Source organism: Nitrosomonas marina (genome assembly GCF_900111605.1).
GTDB classification, from domain to species: Bacteria; Pseudomonadota; Gammaproteobacteria; order Burkholderiales; family Nitrosomonadaceae; genus Nitrosomonas; species Nitrosomonas marina_A.
Genome location: NZ_FOIA01000011.1, coordinates 1 through 20,548, shown reverse-complemented (window position 1 = coordinate 20,548; position 20,548 = coordinate 1). Strand labels below are relative to the sequence as shown.

Annotated in this window: 13 protein-coding genes and 1 pseudogene; 8 read left to right on the top strand and 6 right to left on the bottom strand. The window is 48.7% G+C overall.

The genetic code is table 11. The features are described from left to right. The first annotated feature begins 133 nt into the window (after positions 1-133). The 3 genes from BMY62_RS06440 (at position 134) to BMY62_RS06430 (ending at position 5,963) form a co-directional block, all read left to right on the top strand. Positions 134-901 (top strand): hypothetical protein, encoded by a 768-nt coding sequence (locus tag BMY62_RS06440; protein ID WP_090657861.1) that lies wholly within the window; start codon positions 134-136, stop codon positions 899-901. 61 nt (positions 902-962) lie between these two features. Further along, entirely contained in the window at positions 963-4,646 is a 3,684-nt protein-coding gene (locus BMY62_RS06435) for an eCIS core domain-containing protein (protein ID WP_090657859.1), read from the top strand. 78 nt (positions 4,647-4,724) lie between these two features. Then, positions 4,725-5,963 (top strand): eCIS core domain-containing protein, encoded by a 1,239-nt coding sequence (locus tag BMY62_RS06430; RefSeq protein ID WP_218142942.1) that lies wholly within the window; start codon positions 4,725-4,727, stop codon positions 5,961-5,963. Between the two features lie 61 nt (positions 5,964-6,024). Here BMY62_RS06430 and BMY62_RS06425 read toward each other — a convergent pair whose 3' ends face one another. The 3 genes from BMY62_RS06425 to BMY62_RS06415 all read right to left on the bottom strand — a co-directional run bounded on the left by BMY62_RS06425 (position 6,025) and on the right by BMY62_RS06415 (position 9,384). Continuing rightward, positions 6,025-7,437, bottom strand: coding sequence for a sigma-54 interaction domain-containing protein (locus BMY62_RS06425; protein ID WP_090657855.1), 1,413 nt, complete (start codon positions 7,435-7,437; stop codon positions 6,025-6,027). 531 nt (positions 7,438-7,968) lie between these two features. Next, positions 7,969-8,481, bottom strand: a complete 513-nt coding sequence (locus tag BMY62_RS06420) for a protein tyrosine phosphatase family protein (RefSeq protein ID WP_090657853.1) — start codon at positions 8,479-8,481, stop codon at positions 7,969-7,971. Positions 8,482-8,727: 246 nt separating this feature from the next. Next, positions 8,728-9,384 (bottom strand): Spy/CpxP family protein refolding chaperone, encoded by a 657-nt coding sequence (locus BMY62_RS06415; protein ID WP_177170316.1) that lies wholly within the window; start codon positions 9,382-9,384, stop codon positions 8,728-8,730. Between the two features lie 102 nt (positions 9,385-9,486). Between BMY62_RS06415 and BMY62_RS06410 the strand changes: the two genes are divergently transcribed. Further along, positions 9,487-10,683 (top strand): glutaredoxin family protein, encoded by a 1,197-nt coding sequence (locus tag BMY62_RS06410; RefSeq protein ID WP_090657849.1) that lies wholly within the window; start codon positions 9,487-9,489, stop codon positions 10,681-10,683. A 49-nt stretch (positions 10,684-10,732) separates the two neighbouring features. Next, positions 10,733-13,393, top strand: a complete 2,661-nt coding sequence (locus tag BMY62_RS06405; protein WP_090657830.1) for a calcium-translocating P-type ATPase, PMCA-type — start codon at positions 10,733-10,735, stop codon at positions 13,391-13,393. An 11-nt stretch (positions 13,394-13,404) separates the two neighbouring features. Here BMY62_RS06405 and BMY62_RS06400 read toward each other — a convergent pair whose 3' ends face one another. After that, the gene (locus tag BMY62_RS06400; RefSeq protein WP_177170315.1) at positions 13,405-13,965 is read right to left on the bottom strand and encodes a universal stress protein; all 561 of its coding nucleotides are present in this window, start codon (positions 13,963-13,965) and stop codon (positions 13,405-13,407) included. Positions 13,966-14,242: 277 nt separating this feature from the next. Here BMY62_RS06400 and BMY62_RS06395 point away from each other — a divergent pair, with 277 nt between their 5' ends. From BMY62_RS06395 to BMY62_RS06385, 3 genes are all read left to right on the top strand, one after another. Next, the gene (locus BMY62_RS06395) at positions 14,243-15,127 is read left to right on the top strand and encodes a hypothetical protein (RefSeq protein WP_090657825.1); all 885 of its coding nucleotides are present in this window, start codon (positions 14,243-14,245) and stop codon (positions 15,125-15,127) included. Between the two features lie 450 nt (positions 15,128-15,577). Then, complete coding sequence (locus BMY62_RS06390) at positions 15,578-17,113, top strand: SulP family inorganic anion transporter (RefSeq protein ID WP_090657821.1); 1,536 nt, start codon at positions 15,578-15,580, stop codon at positions 17,111-17,113. A gap of 342 nt (positions 17,114-17,455) precedes the next feature. Beyond that, positions 17,456-18,823, top strand: a complete 1,368-nt coding sequence (locus BMY62_RS06385; RefSeq protein WP_177170313.1) for an eCIS core domain-containing protein — start codon at positions 17,456-17,458, stop codon at positions 18,821-18,823. Positions 18,824-19,204: 381 nt separating this feature from the next. Here the strand turns inward: BMY62_RS06385 and BMY62_RS06380 are convergent, their stop codons facing one another. Together BMY62_RS06380 and BMY62_RS06375 are read right to left on the bottom strand one after the other, a co-directional pair. Next, a complete protein-coding gene (locus tag BMY62_RS06380) occupies positions 19,205-19,672 on the bottom strand; it encodes a DUF4437 domain-containing protein (protein WP_090657815.1) in 468 nt (155 codons plus the stop codon). 720 nt (positions 19,673-20,392) lie between these two features. Then, positions 20,393-20,548, bottom strand: a pseudogene (locus tag BMY62_RS06375) (IS5/IS1182 family transposase); the annotation flags it as partial.

Below are 20,548 nucleotides of genomic sequence, written 5' to 3'. Positions count from 1 at the left end.
ATGCATGCAGCGACTTAATCTTTCTTGATACCAGAAGGGCTGCAGGTGACTTTCCCAGCTCTTGGCATATTGATCATGACGGTATGTCGGTGTCTTAACGTTATCAATCATCATCAACTTGAGAGGTGACTTGATGATGCAAGCGTATAACCAACGAAAACAAATCAAACCTGCTGCGGTACCGGTAAAACGGTCGGGCCTGCAGTCAAGTTTCCGCCACTCTGAAGTCTTGCAGTCTCTCCTCAGAAAACAGAGAACCCAGTCTAAAATCCGGATCGACCAGCCCAATGATCGATACGATCAGGGAACAGACCATTTTGCAGCGCAAGCCGTACAGCAGGAACAAAATTCTGCTGCAGTGTCATCAGTAGCTGAACCAATTATTCAACGGCAGCAGCAACCGGATCCGATTAAGTCAAAAAACAATGCTCCTTCAGCTTCGGTTCCAGCACCGCGCAGCGGTTCGATCTATACCAGCCGGTGTTATGCCAGCCCGGAGTTTCCCGATTTTCCCTGCCTTGTTACTGCGTTGAAACTGGATATCGACGATAATCTCCGGGCAAATGCACATCAGTTTTATCGCGTAGCATCGCTGTATCCCGGAGATAACGATTTAATGTGGGACACGTTCCTGAGATATGGCGTGGGTGTGAATCTGCTGCAGACCGGTTTCGGATTTTTCGGTGCCAACGAAACATTCGGCAGTGTTTTATCTTACGGCACCGGTGGTGGATTAAAGGCCTACAATTTTTTTCAGAATGGCGTGCTCGAACTCGATATTCCCGTTTCTTTGGGTAATGGACTGAATCTGGATTTTCAGCTCGACCTGACTGCCGATCCCGACAATTTGACCGATGTCAGGCAAGTAAGTACGGGTGTCGGTATCTCAGGTCATTTTTAGTCTATCGTGAACCCGCGATGCCGGGGCCAAAAAATGGTAATTCCATTTGAAGAGGTTAGATGTGGAGACAGCGGTAAAAAACGCAGCTAAGCCAGCAACTGCCAGAGAAAAGATTAAAACTGCGACAAACCGCCAGCGAACACAGGCGCAGCAACAGCGTGCAGTGGCTGATATTCTGCGCACATCCCGCTGCATACAAACCAAACTTCGAATCGGACAACCAAACGATCAGTTCGAGAAAGAGGCTGATCGTATTGCCGAGCAAGTTGTCAACCACTCTGTTACGCCAGATGAAAGCGCCGTTCAGGTAGCTGCACCTGTTATTGAAAACAATATATCGACAGGCAAATCACAGGTACAGCGTGCGTGCAGTCAATGTGAGGAAGAACTGCAGCGAAAACCGGATGAAGAAGATCAGGAAATGCGAGATGAGGCGAATCTGGAACCGGCATGGGCGTCGGAACTGTTTTCCGGTGGTTCATTCGGCGGCAGGCCGCTTGAAAACCGTGGTTTTTTTGAAGCGGGCCTGGGCAGCGGTTTCGGCCGCGTCCGTGTCCATACGGGCAAACGGGCCGATCACATGGCCGCAGGATTTGGCGCTCGGGCGTTTACGCTTGGTTCCAATATTTATTTTGCCGATGGAGAATATCAGCCTTACTCGCGCCCCGGGAAACTGTTGATTGTCCATGAATTGGTCCATACCTTGCAGCAGCAAGGTAGCAGCCCACTGATTCAGCGGGCTTGCGGTGATGCGGGGTGTGCAGCCGCCGACCCCGATACGCCAGACTGCCCTGATCCCGAAGATTTCTTACTTGATCCTACACTTGAAAGTGTGCGCCAGTCGGTTTTTGACGGACCGGGGCACCTGCGGATCGTAGAGCGCGGAGATAGCGCCCCCGCTGTTGAATTGATTCAGCGGTTGCTGTTGAACGCCAACTGCTCAGGCTTCGATCGCGCGGGTGTGCGCAGCGAGATGACTACACAGACGTTCGGTCGCTACACTGATGCTGCTGTCGAGCAGTTTCAGCGCAGTCATACTGATGCCAATGGTGAGTCGCTGGTGGTCGATGGCGATGTCGGGCCGGCCACGCTCAGCGCGATGGATGTGATTTTGCAACTGGATCCGGTCAATCCGGCAGCCGATCCCGAAGAAGTCGGACAGTGTTATGGTGAAGCCGAAGAGGGCCCGGGAGAAGCCAGAGAAGTACCGGCAACCGAGGTGTTGCCATTATTTCCTTTTTTCCCGGCGTTCAAATCCTGGGAATTGCAGAATTTCGACATTGATGCGTCATTTGTTAAAACCGAGCACCGGCGATTTATCCGCGATACGATTCTTCCTGCAGTGCGCGATGCTGAAGTGGATTTTCCCGATGCTGCTGGCATGCATATCCGCCTGGTTGGAGAGGCCAGCACGACTGCCAGCGACACTTATAATCTGGGATTGTCAGCAAGACGAACGCATTGCGTACGCGAAACGCTTATTGATGAAGGAATTCGTGCTGGAGATATCCTTGATCATTCCGCTTCTGCGCTGGGCGAACGAATCGCGCAGCTGCGCCGTGCTGCGGCTGGTTTGCCGGTCGACAATGTGGAAGATCGCAAGGCGCGCAAGGTGACAGTGATCCTCGACTTGAGCGCTGACGAGAATGACCATGAGGATTGCGGCGATGCCGATAAAACGCTCGCCTCCACAGCGTACCGCGCCAAAATTGCATGTGCGGGCAGTATGGCCATGCGAGTGAATATTGGTAATTTCGGCAATCCGGGACAGCCTGTATTTCGGGAATTTATCTGGCAACAGCAACTGCCCACACTGGATGGCTGTTTCTTTCGTCTGGATAATCTGCCGGATGAATTCATAGCGGTACGAACGCCCGGGGAGATTCAACTGGCTGAAACAAACCCGACGGCAACGGGCAGTCATTCAGATTTTCAGGGAGTTGTGCTGCTGATGTCGGACAGTGGTGGCAGCGCTTTGCGCAAAGCCAGCACAACGGCGCTGCCTGCTTACCTGATAGGTTTGCGCGGTGACTGGAGCAATGCCGGCTGCCTGCCGGACCATGAAGCAGTGTCTGGCGTCATGCGCCCGATCGGACCGGTAAAATGCGGCGTGGTTCCGGCGCCGCCCGTGAGTGAAAACTGCTACCCTTCTGACACCGAGGAAGATTGTCCCGATGAGGTGCGTCAGGCCGCTGCGCAGGAATATGTCGCCACCATGGTACGCATATCTGGCGATCCTGTCGAAGCGATCAAGCAAATCAAACGTATTGCCAAATTTGCAGCGGTTCTCGAATGGGTGCTGGATTTTTTTGGTATCGAAGCGTTGCTGGGGGGTGCCGCAATCGTGATTGGCAGCCAGGACCTGGACCAACCCATACTGCGTCCCTTTCTTTTTCTTGGCGGCGGAATCGGCGGCGCGGCGGAAGCACCCATAGGTGGTAATCTGCTGGTCAGCCGCCCCTTTACACTGGAAATCCCGAAACGGCTGGAAACCGATGAGGCAGGCCTGTTATTGAATGGCTCCGATTTTTCCGGTTGGGCCAGTATTACGATTATAGGGGGCACCAACCGCGAAGAATTGACTATCAATGGTGACGGATTCAGCAAAACAGTACCGATGTGGGGGCTTCCTTGTGATAGTGGGGCTACCAGAACGGCACGCGGCAGGCTGTTTTCCGTGGCTAACGCCCGCTGTTTGGCACTTGAAGCATTGCCGCCGCCACCGGAGCGTGAGTGTGAAGATGAATGCTCGGAAAATTTGCGTTTGTCCGGTTTTGAAGACTTTACGATTAAAGTAGGCAGGGCATCGTATTCCGCTCTGCCGGGCATAGCACAGCGAATCGCTGATACCATGGGCGGTTGCGGCGCTACAATGGCTTTTATCAATGTCGGCACGCGGTCGGAAGATGAAGATGATACAACGGTTTTCCGCAAGTTTGCTTTTGTCGGGCTCAATACCAATTGTGCGTTTACTGTGGGGCGAGGTTCCGAGGACCGAAGCTATACGCTGGAGCGGCAACTGGCGCATGGCGATGCTAATGACCGGTTTTCGCTCTCGGATTTTGCCGGGGCGGCTACTGTCGACACGGGCGGCCTGTTGTCGATTATTGATCTGCCATTGACTCAGTTTAACCTGCCAGGCACGTATGCTGCTGAATGCGAAGATGGTCTCATCAACGGTATAATGATACCAATCAGCCCGGTCGAATGCGGCGATATACCTGCGCCGCCGCATATTACCGTGCCCGACCCCACTGACGCCGACCGGTGCAACCGTTTCAAGGCCGACAATGCGGTGATAGTGGATTTGCATGTGGAAAAACTCAGAAGCGGTGATTACAACGATGTGCTGGACTCGATCTCGGCCGGACCGGCGCTGCGTTTTCCAGAATACCGTAGATTGTTCTTGCAAATCGGCGATACGGTCACAAATGCAGTTTTTGTTGGTAAAACCATTGCCAACGAACCGGTAGTGACCTTTATCGATATGGAAATAGTGCGCGGCGAGCGTCTGCCATCAGGTGCATATGTGTTCCATATCAATATTCTGAACAAGCCCTGTAGTTTTAATGCCAGCGGGGAACCGGTCCTGCTGTTGCCGGATAACTGCCGGGAGGGCATGATTGATACGGGACCGGGTATTATTTTTCCGGTCTTTCGAAAGCCTGCTCAGAATCCCGGTGAGGATGTTGAACCGGCAGGCGGCGTTGACGAAGAAAATATTGCAGGTGGTCGTTTAGGGTAGACAAATACGAAGTTTTTTTCATTAACTGCAAGTCTGTCACTGGGGCAGGCATTTGGAGTGGTGCATATGGAAATGATGATGATGCGAAAGAAATCCGTACCGACGGCAATATTCCGAAAGACCCCGGGTAGACAATCGGTCCAGTGCATGCATACAGGGCAGTCGACCATCGTGCAGTCGTTTCTTCAAGACCGGAGAATTCAACCCAGGCTTGGTATAACCAGGCCAGAAGATCAATCAGAGCGGGAAGCGGACCGGGTGGCTGAACAGGTTGTTTCAAACGGTGCAGCGGGTATGAATTACCAGGGTGTGGGCCGTTGCCAAGATGGCGCACGCAGCATACAGCGCATGTGCGCGGAATGTGAGGAGGAAATGCAGCTTAAACCGGACACGGAAACAACCGGCGATACAGCCGCGAGATTAAGCGGTAACATGCTGCCTGAATCGGAAACGGGTAAACAATTGCCCGCTGAACGGCGTAATTTTTTTGAATCGCGCATGGGTCATCGCTTCGACGATGTGCGTGTTCACACCGGCAAAAGCGCTGCCAGATTGGCAAGTGCTGTCAACGCACGTGCGTATACCCTGGGACGGAATATTGTGTTCAACGAAGGACAGTACAGACCGGGTACACGAGATGGTGATAAATTACTTGCCCATGAGTTGACACACGTTATCCAGCAAAGAAAACTGTCAGGCGCACCGGTGCAGCGCAGCTGTTTTGATGGTAACTGCGAGGATTGTGCCGGTGGAATTCACGATTTATGGGTGACAGTGTTTTTTGCGCGCCGCGCAAACCGGACAACCATGCAGCATTTGCGCACCGCTATCGATGGCGCAAAAACCATTTTGCGCAACTGCTGCATCAACCTCAAATTTGACTTCAACTGGACGCTGATTCCCAATGCGTCGACTATTGAAACGGCCAGCAGGCATCCGCGGCCGGCTGGTAGCGCCCTTGGTTTGCGCGATGTGCCGGAACTGCAGGAAACAATCGGTGAAAGCGATCTCATTGCCGGTGCCAGAGGAATTCCGTTACTGGTCGTCGACGAAGTCGAAGGAACTGGCGGTGGAACAACGATTCTTGGTGGACAGGATGATCGCGGCAACGACTATGATATTGAATATACAGGACCTTCGATGTTTTTTATCGCGGTCAATCAGCCCAATCCGAATGGCAACTGTAACCATATCGCGCATGAAATATGGCATATCACCGGGGCGTTGCGTCACGCGGTTGCCGAAGGCGGTATTACTGCCTGTGCCAATAATAATGTTTCTGAAACTTACTGTAATGCAGTGCGCGGTCTCGTTTAACTAAACCGGCGCAAGGCCTGGGTCAAAAAAGAGCGTTGATGACAACGCTACTGAAACAGCGTCAGATTTCGCCTGATTTTGAGGTAAAACAGCGTTTGTCCATGTTGTACTTCTTGATCAATTTCCCGATGGCCCTGCGCTCCTTGCCGGCGATAACCGCCGCTTTCGTAATGTTTCCATCGGTAATGTTGAGAATTTTTGAAAGATAATCCTGCTCAAAGTTTTGTATCACGATAGATTTTGCTTCCTGAAACTTGAGTTCGGCAGTACCTTCGTTGTGAGCCAGTTTACTTAATTCTTCATGTTCCTGCATGTACTGCTGATCAAGGGGGATGTTTATGATCGGATCGTCCGATAACAGGCACGCCCGCAATATAACATTCTCCAGCTCGCGGATATTGCCGGGCCAGGACTGTTTCATCAGGGTGCTGATCGATTTTTTCGAGAGCTTCCTGGGTGACAGTCCATATTGCCTGGAGTAGTCCGATAATAGTTTCTTTGCAATGATGGGTATGTCAATTACTCTTTCGCGTAATGCGGGCAGATTGATATTCAGTACATTCAGTCTAAAATATAGGTCTTCGCGAAACTGATGATGGCTGATATTGTTCAACAAATCGGCGTTAGTGGCTGCCAGTATCCTCAGGTTGGATGTGTAAGTCCGGCTGGACCCGACAGGCCTGTATTCTTTTGTTTGCAGAAAACGCAGTAATGCTACCTGTGCTTTTGGAGACAGGCAGTCTACCTCGTCCAGAAACAGCGTGCCTTCGTTTGCAATACTGACCAATCCTTCCTGACGGGTTTTTGCATCGGTAAATGCGCCTTTCTCATGCCCAAATAATTCGGCCTCAAACAGGTTGTCCTGAATGGCGCCGCAGTTCAGTGGTACAAAGTTGTGATTTCGCCGGTCGCTGAGATGGTGTATCGACCGGGCGACATTTTCTTTGCCCGTTCCGGTTTCGCCTTCAATGAGCACCGGTGCGTCGTATTGTGCGATCCGCCTGATCAACTCAAGCATCCGTGTAAATACCGTAGAACGTCCGATCAGATTTAAAGATGCGAAATCATCGAACACTTTTCTCTCAAAAATGGAGTTAGATTGTTTATGTCGTGTACGATATCGTTTTATTCGCAGGTCAAATTCCTGTTGTTCAAATGGCCAGAACAACAGGTCATCAAAATATGAAAAGAATGCATTGCAGTCTGTTGCTGGCAAAGTGTACGAAAGACACAGATTGGTTGACAGGCAATTGCGCTTGATGATTTCAGTGGCAGTCTGACGGATATGCTGGCTGCATGTGCTTGGGTCGTCGAATACAAACACGTTGACATCGGTCTGATCAGAGGTCAGCTTCTGAATGAGCCGGCTGTCCTTGAGTTTGATAACGTTGTAATCGGCCTGTGATAAAACTGAAAAGAAGGAGCTTTGGAGAGGATTTTTTTTCTCAAATGAGATGATATTCAGATTATCCATAAAGATCCCTTTAGCCCAACACAATTACAAGTGATTGCGGGTAATATCAACTTACATCGGTAACGATCCATTTGTGCTTTCGCAACAGGTTCAGGCATATCTGTGAATGTTCGATAACAAGACAATCTCGAATGAGAATGCCAGCATGCCGATCCAATCAGTTTTGAAACAAAATTCTGCTTCCCGAACCTTGCTTAACCATATCGAGTATCTGCAATACTGTCAATATTGCAAGATGAGCGGCGGGCGTCTTCAAGGATAAGATTCAACGCGGTATACATAAAGAAATTTTCCGACGATCGAGCGGTATCAGCGGCGATTCGCGTGATTACGGAATATAACGACTGGAATCAAACGCATCAATGATATGACTGATATTCACTGACGCGCTTACCGCTGTCCTATGACGGCGTGGTGGAAGGATTTGTGGGAAGATCGGGCCGTGACGCAAACAATGAATACGTTTTAACTAATGTTTCTACCGGAAACGCCGGTTGATTGATTTCAACGACCCGTTAAATTACTCAGGAATTACTCTTCTGCAAAAAGTGCTCTGACTTTTTCTTCCAACGGGGGTCTCATGCCAGCTTTACGGCCGGCCTCAATTGCCTCTTCCATGTCGGTGCCCTGACTGATGAGATAGCTTGCCCAGATAGCCCCAGCCCGGTTGCCCGACCCGCAATGTACCAGTACCGGCTTAGGTGATTTCTTCATGGCTTCAGTAAACGTTGCTATGTGTTCTTTACTGATATTTGCGACCGTCATGGGTATGTTGACATAAACCATGGCAGCACCCTCGACCAGCGCTTTTTCTTCGCGTGTACCTTCAGTGGCAGTGCGCATGTCAATCACGGTTTTGAAACCGTGTGCCGCCAGCACGGGTGCGCCGCCATCGCCGATTAATCCGGATGTGGCGACTTGTGGTGCTGCACGATTATAGTTTTGGACAGTTTCGACCTGATGGCCAAAAGGAATCCGTCCGGCGTATGCTGTAACGGAAAGCAGTGTAATCATTGACAAAATGATTATAAAAGCATGTTTCATAATAAGCCTCGTTTTATTGTAATTGAATCGTGTGCATCGTTGAAAAATGGATGATAAGTCAATTCTTGCCACCTTTGTAGTATTATAACGCGGAGCCCTCCGGTACACAGGCAAATGCCGTTAAGCATATGTTATGCTGCCTGACTGTGCCGCTACAGGGACAATTGATCTGCAGTACGTCGACATGCTCTGCCGCCGTACTACTGTAGCTGCGTTGACAGGTATCAGTGTCCGATTTCTCCACTATCAATGACCGCTGTGGCCACCATTATCATCATCATGTGCGTCGTCATCATGTTTCATCTTTATTGAGTTGAGCTGTTTTAACTGCGCCTCGGTCAACACGGCATGTACAGCGTTGCGCTCCTTGATGTGGTGCTCAACCATATCGTTAAAGGCTTCGGTTACCGCTTTGCCAAGATCGCGCAGTTCGGTATCGCTGGTGTCGGGTTTCAGGCTTGCTTTCTTGAATGCTTTCATGTTGTCCTGCAATGCATCTTTGACTTTTTTGTGCATTTTTTTATGCTTTATGTGCAGGCGGGTTATTTTGCCGAGTTGCTCATCGGTCAGTTTCAGCTTGTCGGCATGAGGAATAACCTGATGCGCATAATCGTGCATATGTTTTTTCATTCCGCTTTTTTTGCCGCCATGCTTGTCGTCTTTTTTGCCGTCATGATCACTGCCGTGACCGTCTTTTCCGTGTCCTTTGCCATCCTTTTTGTTATTACCGTGATTCGCATCCTTGTCATGACCGTGATGGCTTGCTTCCGCAAGCAGAAAGCGGTTATTGTTTTCCTGAAGCACAGCAGCATCTTGACTGGCGAATACAAGTGAAGCCGAGCCGGACAAAATGAAAAATGAGAGGCAGGACAGCGTGATTACAATCGGATTTCTGTAAAGCATTGTGTAGTTCTCCTCTAAATCGGGATAAATATATTCAGGCGCCAGCAATTTATGTAAATTCTTGCTGTCATTCATAATAAACGTTTGTTGAATGCATTTTCAATGGTTTTGCACGGATTCAAACAAGGGAGCGACATCATCAAAAATCTTTTGAAACTATGCCGGCTGTTTACAGTATTTATTCTGTGTTATTGCCTGTCGGTGCCGCTATCTGTTCAACCGCTGTATGCGGCAAACGAACAGGAGCAGGCACAGCTGATCATTCACGAAAATGTGCTTGAGGTATTCGTGCGAGAAGGCTGTCCGCACTGCTCGAAAGCGAAAACATTTCTTGAAAAACTTCAAGAAGACCGTCCCTGGCTGAAAATTGTTTACTACTGGGTGGATCGTGATTCCGAAGCGCTCGACAGACTGTTGCGTTATTCGCAAATGGCCGGTACCTGGCCGCCGGGAGTGCCGACTTTCCAGTTTAACGGCCAGCTGACGGTAGGTTTCGATAATCCTGAAAATGCAGGCGCCTTGCTGACGGCCGTCGTTGACCAGACGGCGGTCGAGCAGGACCATGTGGATGCACCTTTACTGGGAACGCTGCATATAGAACGCCTGGGCCTGCCGTTATTCACGGTTGCGATTGGTCTGCTTGACGGGTTTAATCCCTGTGCCATGTGGGTGCTGTTATTCTTGCTTTCGTTGCTTGTTCATCTGCAGGATCGCAGAAAAATGGTGTTGATCGCGGGCACTTTTGTACTTGCCAGTGGTGCCGTTTACTATGCATTTATGGCGGCCTGGCTAAATATTTTTCTCCTGGTCGGTTTTTCGGCCGCCTTGAGATGGACACTGGGTGGCATTGCGCTTGCTATCGGTGGATTCAATATTAAAGATTTTTTTGCCTGGCGGCAGGGTTTCTCTCTGTCGATACCGGACGCCGCAAAACCGGGGTTGTACACACGCATGAGAACAGTGCTCGCTGCAGACAAGCTGGTGCTCTCCATGACGGGCGTTGCGGCGCTGGCTGTGCTGGTTAATTTCATCGAATTGCTATGCACCGCGGGTTTCCCGGCCATCTATACCGCCATACTGGCGCAACAGGGTCTGAATGTAACCGGTTATTATGCGTATCTGGGGCTTTATATCCTGGCCTATCTGGCGGATGATGCGCTTATGGTCACCGTAGCGGTTATCGCCCTGAGCAACCGCAAATTGACAGAGCAGGCCGGTCGCCGGTTGAAACTGATCAGCGGCATCGTTATGCTGGGGCTGGGTTGCGTTCTGATTGCGAAACCCGATTTGCTGATGTAGTCTGTTTCTACGTGATTTTTTCGATTTCGCTGATATTTAATAGTCTACAATGAGTCAAAACAATCCCTGGCATTGCCTGTCGGCCGAGAAGGCGGCGCAATCGCTTGAAACCGATCTGACCGGCGGCGTAACTGCCGACGAAGCAGCTGAACGCCTGAAAATACATGGGCCAAACCGCATTAAGCGCGGCGCAAAACGAACCCCGTTGCATATTTTTGCGGCGCAGTTTGCAGATTTCATGATTCTGGTATTGGTAGTTGCTGCGATCGTATCAGGTTTGGTTGGTGAACTGCGCGATTCGATAGCCATTGTTGTCATCGTCATTCTGAATGCCATTATAGGCACCGTGCAGGAGTATCGCGCGCAACGGGCGATTGCCGCGCTGCAGAAAATGGCCGCGCCGGGGGCGACTGTAATTCGTGATGGAAAAACTGAAACCATTTCTGCAGACCGGCTGGTTCCCGGCGATCTGGTGTTGCTGGAAGCCGGCAATGTGGTGCCGGCCGATCTGCGTTTGTTTGACGCCAGTCAGTTGCAGGTCGATGAATCCGCGCTGACCGGTGAATCGCATGCGGTATCGAAACAGCCTGATGTGCTTGAAGAGCCTGATCTGACGCTGGGAGACAGGTCAAACATGACTTTTAACGGCACCATGGTGACGCGTGGTCATGGTAAAGGGATTGTGGTCGCCACCGGTATGGACAGTGAAATGGGTCATATCGCGGCAATGCTTGAAAAAGAAGAGAGCGCCAGAACGCCGCTGCAGATTCGTCTGGCCCGTTTCGGCAAGCATCTGGCGGTGGCTATCCTGATTGTCTGCATCTTTATTTTTGCCGCCGGACTGTTGCAGGATCAACCCGTGCTGCTGATGTTTCTCACTGCCGTCAGCCTTGCAGTCGCTGCGATACCCGAAGCTTTGCCTGCGGTCGTGACAATATCGCTGGCGCTTGGCGCGCGCAAATTAAGCCGCCGGAATGCGCTGGTGCGTCGGCTCCCGGCTGTGGAAACTCTGGGTTCGGTCACGTATATCTGCTCGGACAAAACCGGTACGCTAACGCAAAACCGCATGCATGTGGAAGCGCTGTTCGCAGATGGGCGGCGAATAGAAAAACTACCCGACGCGGATGACGGCAACAGACTCTGGCAACGGCTCGGTCAGGCGCTGGCGCTCAATAACACCGTGGCTGACGATCCAGAAAATACAGAAGAATCCGGCGAGGCATCAGTGACCGGTGATCCGACCGAGGTGGCGCTGTATCAGGCGGCGAAGCGCGCCGGTTTTGACAAGCCCGTGCTTTCCAAAAAGCTGCAGCAGGTCGCTGAACTGGCTTTTGATGAAGACCGCAAATGCATGACAACCCTGCATCAGAGTGACGCCGGCATCGTGGCGTTCACCAAAGGTGCACCCGAAGCTGTGCTCGATATGTGTAGCGATGCACTCGGTGACGAAGGCAACCGTGATCTGGATCAGAACCGTGTGCAGGAACAGGCGGAAGCGTTAGCAGCGGAAGGTTTCCGCGTGCTGGCGGTTGCCTGCCGAGAATTTTCCGAGCTGCCCGAGGAGCGTTCGCCCGACACGATAGAAACCGGACTGACTTTTCTGGGACTGGTGGCGATGATGGACCCGCCGCGCGATGAAGCGGCGCAGGCTGTTGCGGATTGTTTGACTGCAGGGATCGTGCCGGTGATGATCACAGGTGATCACCCGGCAACGGCCCGCAGTATCGCGTGCCGGCTTGGTATCGCGGACGAGCACGATCGCGTCATGACCGGACGGGAACTGGAGGAACTGTCAGATGAAGAATTTGACAGACAGGTGCTTGAACTGCGTATCTATGCGCGCGTGGATCCCAGGCAAAAAATCCGTATTGTCAAAGCACTGCAGGAGCAGGGCGAGTTCGTCGCGATGACCGGCGACGGCGTTAACGATGCGCCCGCGCTGAAGCGTGCCGGTATCGGCGTGGCCATGGGCAGGAAAGGTACCGATGTTGCCCGCGAAGCGGCCGATATGGTGCTGCTCGACGACAACTTCGCTACTATCGTTTCGGCAATCAAGGAAGGACGGCGGATTTTCGATGATATCCGCAAGTTCATCAAATACACCATGACCAGCAATTCCGGTGAGATCTGGACACTGGTGCTGGCAATGCTGCTGGGTCTGCCGTTGCCGCTGTTGCCGATTCATATCCTTTGGATCAATCTCGTCACCGACGGTCTGCCCGGTCTGGCACTGGCATCGGAACCTGCGGAACGCAAGGTGATGCAGCGCGCACCGAGACCACCGCAGGAAAATATTTTCGCGCACGGCATGTGGCAGCATATCGTTTTCATCGGTATCCTGATCGGCGGACTTTCCATCGGTGCACAGATCTGGGCCATTGACCGGCAAATCGAGCACTGGCAAACGATCGTATTTACCACGCTGACATTTGCTCAGCTGTTCCATGTCATGGCGATCCGGTCGGAACGCGACTCATTGTTCAGCATCGGTCTGTTCAGCAATCCGCAACTGATCGGAGCCGTTGTGTTGACCGTGGTACTGCAGCTGGCTGTTATTTACACGCCATTTCTGAACGACATCTTCAAAACCGCGCCGTTACCGCTTGATGATCTGATGCTATGCGTCCTGTTGGCATCGGTTGTATTTGTAGTGGTGGAGGTTGAGAAATGGATGGCTCGAAGAGGGTGGTTGTATGGAAATCCGGAGTAAGGGGAATTCCCTTACATTACCGGAGAGACAAACTCCGGAGGCTTTGCCGCCAGTACTGAACATTGCAATTGATCGAAAATAGCTTCAGCCGTGTTACCAATGATAAAACCGGGAATGCCAGTCCGTGCCACCGTTCCCATTACAACGATATTTGCTTTTATTTCTTTAACCAATGCAGGGATGACCTTGTGCGCTGATCCCATAGAAAAATGAACCTGAGGGGACAGGTACTTGTATGCTTCTGTACCGATTTGTTCTCGAAGCATTCGAATCAGAGCATCCATGCCAGTTTTATGACGTGTGCGTTCACCATTTATCATATTTGCTTCGGCAGTATCGGGGTCATCAGCCCATAAACGTACTAATTTTGCTTCGGGAACATCCCAGACATGCACAAGATGCAATGCGGCAAAGTCGGATAACGCAAGAGAAGCGGCAAGACCTAGAATCTGCTGATTCAATGCTTGTTTGCCAGGATCGACATCGTTGGGATCGAAGTCAACAGCAGCCACGATACTCTTGTAGTTGTTTTCTTCTTGCAGATTGGGGTCAAGTCTGTTTATTAGTAACAAAACTATTTTTATTTTCGTTTATGTCGCGTCTACATTTGACCAGCATACTATCCAATATCTCGATTTGACACTTCTGGCGCAGGGGGGATGCATTCAATTAGGAATAAATTAATAAACAAGCCTGATCATCTGCGTAAACGTAAAAAAAGAAACTCCAGCCCTGCCGCTCAGTGGTCGTTAATCAATGTATATCTATTCAGTCATGATCGAAGCTTTGATTTGCGCGTGACCAATTTAAGAAACTAAAAAAACTACGCATTCTACTGAGGAGAATTTTATGATATTTCATATAAAACAGATTGTTATGATTGCAATCGGTTTCATGCTACTCGCTGGCCTGTTTGTAGGGCCAATCTGGATGGATAAAACGCGGACACTGTCTATACCGACAGCCAACGCAGCGATTAGTCCATCACCGACGGTCATTCCAGGCGCGTCACAAGACGCATTGATCGACGAAATCATCGTGCTCTCGGGCCTACGGAAACAGATTGATCATGTCGGCGAAAAATCATTAGAAGATATCCATCAGTCGTCTAAGAAACCTGATGATCCAATTCTCGTTGAGGAAATCGAAAAAATTGTTACGGAAATCTATAGACCTGAATTTTTTCTAAAGCAGCTTAGAAATTCGCTAAAACAGAATTTTAAGCACACACAACTTGAAACATTAGTCCAAATGTACAGCACACCTTTGATGCAGAAAATCACTCAAATCGAAAGTCGTGAGCTTGATCTCGAAGCTCTGGAAGTATTTATCGAGAACCTGGTCCGTACACCACTGCAAACAAACCGTTTGCAGTTACTGCAGAATCTTGAAGCTGTCACGCGGACTACAGAATTTGTGACTGAGCTTTCAATCAGCACAAGACGCGCCTTGTTGATGGGGAAGGTAAAAGGAGATACCGAAGCGATGAACGCTTTTGATTCAAATATCAACGCACAAAAAATAGAAATTCGAGATAACACCTATCAAGGCGTGATTTTTATCATGGCTTATTCATACCGGGAGCTAACCAATATGGAGCTGAATGAATATATTCAATTCTATCAGACAGCCGAAGGTATGTGGTTTATTACTCAAACGGTCGATACGCTGATTGAAGCGTTCCAAGCTAAATCACTGCAAATGGGCAGGCGCATCGCAGAATTGACAAAATAAGAATCAAGTCTGTTTATTAATAATAAGGCTATGATATTTTCTCATTTATGTTCTAACTGCGTTTGATGGGAATTTTATCCAGAGTACCCATTTCACATTTGGCAGAATTGGTAGTAGAGTAGGAAAAATATTAATGAATGGATTTTATCTTTTGTTTCATGCGGATGGTATATTACAAAATACAAAAGATGAGCAGGATGCCTATTCCAAGTGGTTTCGTCTACTTCTAATAATGAATGGTTAGACTGCGTGGGTGTTCCTGTTCGCCGATAACAACGATCAAGTTGGTGTCCGTCAAATGATATTTTCTTGTTTGTGCCCCACCTGCTCTGATTGGTGTGATAGGCAAGATACCCGATAGACACTTGGCAGAACTGGTACATGAGATGGAAAATAATTGAATAAATAGACTTGACCCTTTAGCGTGATCCTTTAGCGTTTTAGCTTGATATGGAGTATTTCAAACAGACCTTTCACAAGGACCTTTTGTCCTCGATCGTAGTTTTTTTTGTCGCGATGCCGCTTTGTATGGGGATCGCTATCGCTTCCGGTGTTCCTCCGATGCTGGGAATCATCACTGGCATCATCGGCGGCTTGGTCGTGGGTTTTATTGCAGGCGCTCCGCTACAGGTTAGCGGTCCAGCAGCCGGTCTTACCGTACTCGTGTATGAACTTGTCCAAAGCCACGGTATAGAAATGCTGGGGCCAGTGGTTTTGCTGGCCGGTCTTTTTCAGGTAATTGCTGGTTTTTTCAAACTTGGGCAATGGTTCAGGGCGGTCAGTCCAGCAGTAATACATGGAATGTTAGGAGGGATCGGAGTACTGATTTTCGCGAGCCAGTTTCATGTGATGCTGGACAGAAATCCCTATGGAAATGGTGTTCAGAACTTGATTTACATCCCTCATTCGCTCATGAAAACGTTTGTTCCGGAAGGACGAGGGTCGGAAGCTATGCTGGCTGGCGTTTTGGGTTTGGGAACGTTTATCTTTATGTGGTGCTGGGAGTTTTTTAAGCGTAATCCACTAAGCATGATCCCCGCACCGCTTATTGCTGGTTTCGGGAGCACCTTGGTTACTCTGATTTTCGATCTGCCGGTAAAAAAAGTTTCCATCCCCGATTCGTTTACGACTCTAATCACATGGCCCTCGATGGACAGGATGCTGCAGGTTTTTCAACCCGATATTCTGCCATTTGTATTTGGACTGGCACTGATTGCAAGTGCTGAAACTTTGCTTTGCGCATCTGCATTGACCAAGATGCGTTTGGACGCCAAGGTTGACTATGATAAGGAATTATTCGCGCAAGGTGTGGGAAACACAGTTTGCGGCTGGCTTGGTACGCTTCCCTTGACGGGCGTGATAGTGAGAAGTTCTGCAAACATAAAGGCTGGTGGTCAAACTCGTGTAGCAGCAATTTTTCATGGCGCCTGGTTGCTGGTTTTTGTGCTGCTTTTTCCTGACTTGCTTCGATTCATCCCCATGGCATCATTGGCGGCCATACTGGTATTTACCGGATACAAACTGATCAACCCGGAAATCATCAAAAACCTTGCCAGATATGGCAGGCCTGCGCTTATCATCTACTTTGTAACCTTGACTGGAATAGTCGCGACAGATCTTCTGACGGGCGTGCTCCTGGGTGTGGGCGCATCATTGATTCGCCTGATATTCACCTTTTCGGCGCTGAGTATCGAGACAACGGTCGACGAAGAAGAAAAACATATCGATGTTCATTTGTCTGGAGCCGCTACCGTAATTACGCTACCGAAACTGGCGTCCACGTTGGAAAGCCAGCCAAAAGACTATCATGTGACCGTCCACTTCAGTCGCTTGTTCTATATCGATCACGCTTGTATGGATTTTCTGGAGACTGAACGTCTAAAAAGGGAAGGCGCAACGGGGGAACTCGAGATGGATGCTTCCCGACTGCGCTTCACATACGATAGGTCGGAAAAAGGACGATACCACTTGCCTGTAAAAAAATGACGCTAGATTGGGGAGTTACAAAAAAATATCAAGTTTGTTCAATCAGAAGGAAGTTATGATGTTTTCTTGTTTGTGTCCCGTCCACTTCACTTAGAGTTAGCAGATGAGCCACTATACTCACTTGCACAGTTTGACAGGATTTTGGGTATCTGATAATTTTCAGACTTGAAAAAGGGCGTTTATTTTTCGTATATCACGTGGGCGTAGGCGGTTAATTGACAACTTCACAAACTGCCGCGCTGGAGAAACAAACTTATGCCTGATTTTGCATGGAAGCGTCGCTCCAAATCGCTCTTTAGTCGGTGCCCATTTGTTAGATGCTCTTCGTCCTATACCAGGCCAATGCAGCAGGACGTGCGCCATCAACTGACCAACGGTGGCTTCCTGGAGCCCACCACGTATCAACCAAAACGTGTCTCAGAAACTCATTCGAATAAACCTGAGCAAGAAGCTGATCAGGTTGCAGATATTGTGACCGGCAATAACCCTAACGCAGCGGCAAGAATTCTTCAGCGGATGGAAAATGCCACTATTCCTGTAAATCCTTCTTCAAACATAATCGAGTCAGATGCTGTGTCACAGGTCGTTGAGCAAGCCCTACAGCAACCCGGCCAACCCCTGGATAAAAAAACACGCATTTTGATGGAATCACGTTTTCGACAAAGCCTTGGCAATGTCTGTATTCATAATGACCAATCTGCAAATGACTCTGCTGAAGCAATTAATGCCAAGGCTTACACGGTAGGTCAGGATATTTTTTTTGGCGATGGTCAATATTCCCCCGAGACTCAATCAGGGCAACACTTGTTGGCGCATGAGCTAACTCACGTTTTTCAACAATCCAAAGGTGGCAGAACCAATAATCCATCTGCCCATCGGGTCCAACGTCAACCCAACAAAGATAAACAGGTTGATCCGGTAAAGAATATCAAGAAAGCGGTGGACTTGCTCAAGGGGCGGGATCCTAAATTGGTGCAAGAAATGCTTTCAAAAGCACCAGTAGATGGAAAAAGTCATAAAGTTCATACAGAGACGCACACGGATGGCAACGCGACTACGGTTTATGAATTTATGCTGGAAGTTAAAGTCGGTACCGCCAAAGGCGGTCATAGCAAAGCGGAGTTTACTGCCAATACCAATGCGAAAACAGGCGCAAATAACCAGAAAATATATGCTATGGAGATTGTCATCACGCCACATTTGGCCAAAGGCGATACGACCTATCTTTCACGTACGCTCTTCCACGAAGGGTTGCATATGCATTTATTCGTGGACCGTCGGTTACCCTCCAGTATCCAGTCTCAATTACTTAAGGACCTACACGGATATTTCAGCTTTGTTCGTAACGAGAATGTGTATAAGAAATTAAAGAAACAGTTAATTACCTACATCAACGCACATTCATCAGTAAAAAGTCGACGCGTAGCGGAACCAGTCGCAGAGCACATCATCAATGGTGTGATTGAAGAAAAATTCATAAAGGATGAAACCGTCCGCAAAGGTGTCGAGCCAGCTTCCAACCTACAGCCAAGTGCATTAATGAAAGTGTACCTGAGTCTGGCGACAAGATGGCTGCAATTCTATTTGCAAGATCGTCAAGTAGCCATTGGCGATGAGAATGACAATGAAAAACATGAACGGATGAAAACTGAGATTGCCGACATGGCGAGGAAATTTATGTCGTTGTGGATTGCTTTGGACAATAAGTAACAGCCAAATCAGCTACTAGCTCGCCAGACCCCCGTTCGTTACAACTCTCTTTCTCGGTTGAACTTTCCCTCCAACAAACTAAAGTCCCCATAAGTGTAGTTTTAGTGTTGTTTTCCTTGGTGTCAGTGCAAAAAAGCTTGTTCGCCGCCGATAATCGGGTCTAATGCAAACCTGGGAAAGGCGGCGGAGGCAGATAAACGCTATTCATGAGGTTTACTTGTTTGTGTCCCATCTGCTCTGATCGGTGTCATAGACAAGATGCACGATAGACGCCTGGTGGAATTGATGCATGAGGTTAAGAATGAATTAATAAAATAAACAGACTTGACCATCTGCTCACTAGACCTTACATGAATGGCAGGATAGCTTGGTTAATAGTGTTTAATACAGTATATCAAACGGACGTGACCATCTTACATAAAAGAGACAATAATCTTCAGCTATACATGTAATCGCATGTTTGGGTGCATTACCTGGGAAACTGATGTAACTGGGTCCGGCAAACTTGTGTTCACTGCCTTTTTCAGATTTCAACGTATAAGCGCCGTGGATCCAGATATACGTTTCGTCGCTGGTGTGTGTATGCATGGCAATATTATAGTTAGATGGAATTTTAATCACCGCCTCGCTGCTGCCTTTATTCAAATCACCGCGAATCACAGCAATTTCCGCTCCGGGATCCAGCCCCTCTACTTTCAACGGTTCCCATTTCATTTTTTCAAAATCAATAATAGTTTGATCCGCGCCAAAGGATATCGGATTTAAATTCGAGCCCAACTCATGTCCTGAGACAAATGAGCTGATAGACATTAATGAAAATATCGTTAATAGTGTTTTTAACGTGTACATATTTACGGTGTCTCCTTATATTCTTCACACAACTTGATTGAAATAGAAAGTAACTTACGTGCCCCAAAGAAAATTGCCAAACTGTCGGAGTGAAACGGAAATGAAATGAGACAGACATGATAAAGTTTTACTCGTTTACATGTTGCCTGTCAACTTTGCAGAACAAGAGACAGGACGGGGAACAGATATAGGGTCAAGTCTGTTTGTTAATAATATAAATATGGTATTTATTTCATTGCCTTGGGTTTACCCACTTTTGATTGGCTTTTGTGACTTTAAATGCGATTCAGACCGTTTCGTGCATTGTTGTAAACGCTAAAAGTCCGTTAATGCCGGGTTTTGCGTGTCAGGAGAGGGATTGTAAAAACACCATCGAACTTTGGAATTAAACCGCAGTATATTTAACTGCGAAAAAAAAACGGCACATCACTATGGCCCATGCAAGAAATGGGGGAACGATGAAAGGATGTATAACAAGTGATGTGCCGAGGAGGTCTGCAGCATAACTTTATCTGTTCCAACCATCCGGCTACGCAGTCACGTTGCGCTGGTTGGTGCGGTCTTTTTTGCAGTAAAAGGAACACTCTTAATGAATGCAGGAGCAGTATATCTGCAATTAGTTGCAATTGCAAATAATTATGATAATCGTTCTCAATCGTATAGATAAGTGTTAAATCTGTCTTTAAATAATAGATCTATGAAGTTTTCTAGATGGTGTCGTCATGAGATACTAGCCCAAATAGCGATGCACCGTATATGGACAGCCGCCAGAAACGATGCAGCATTCTTTGCGTATCGTGTTGCAATGCCTCTCCAACGCTTCAGATGTAAGAATGCATTTTCCACTAAATGTCGATATTGGTATAAGTTTTTATC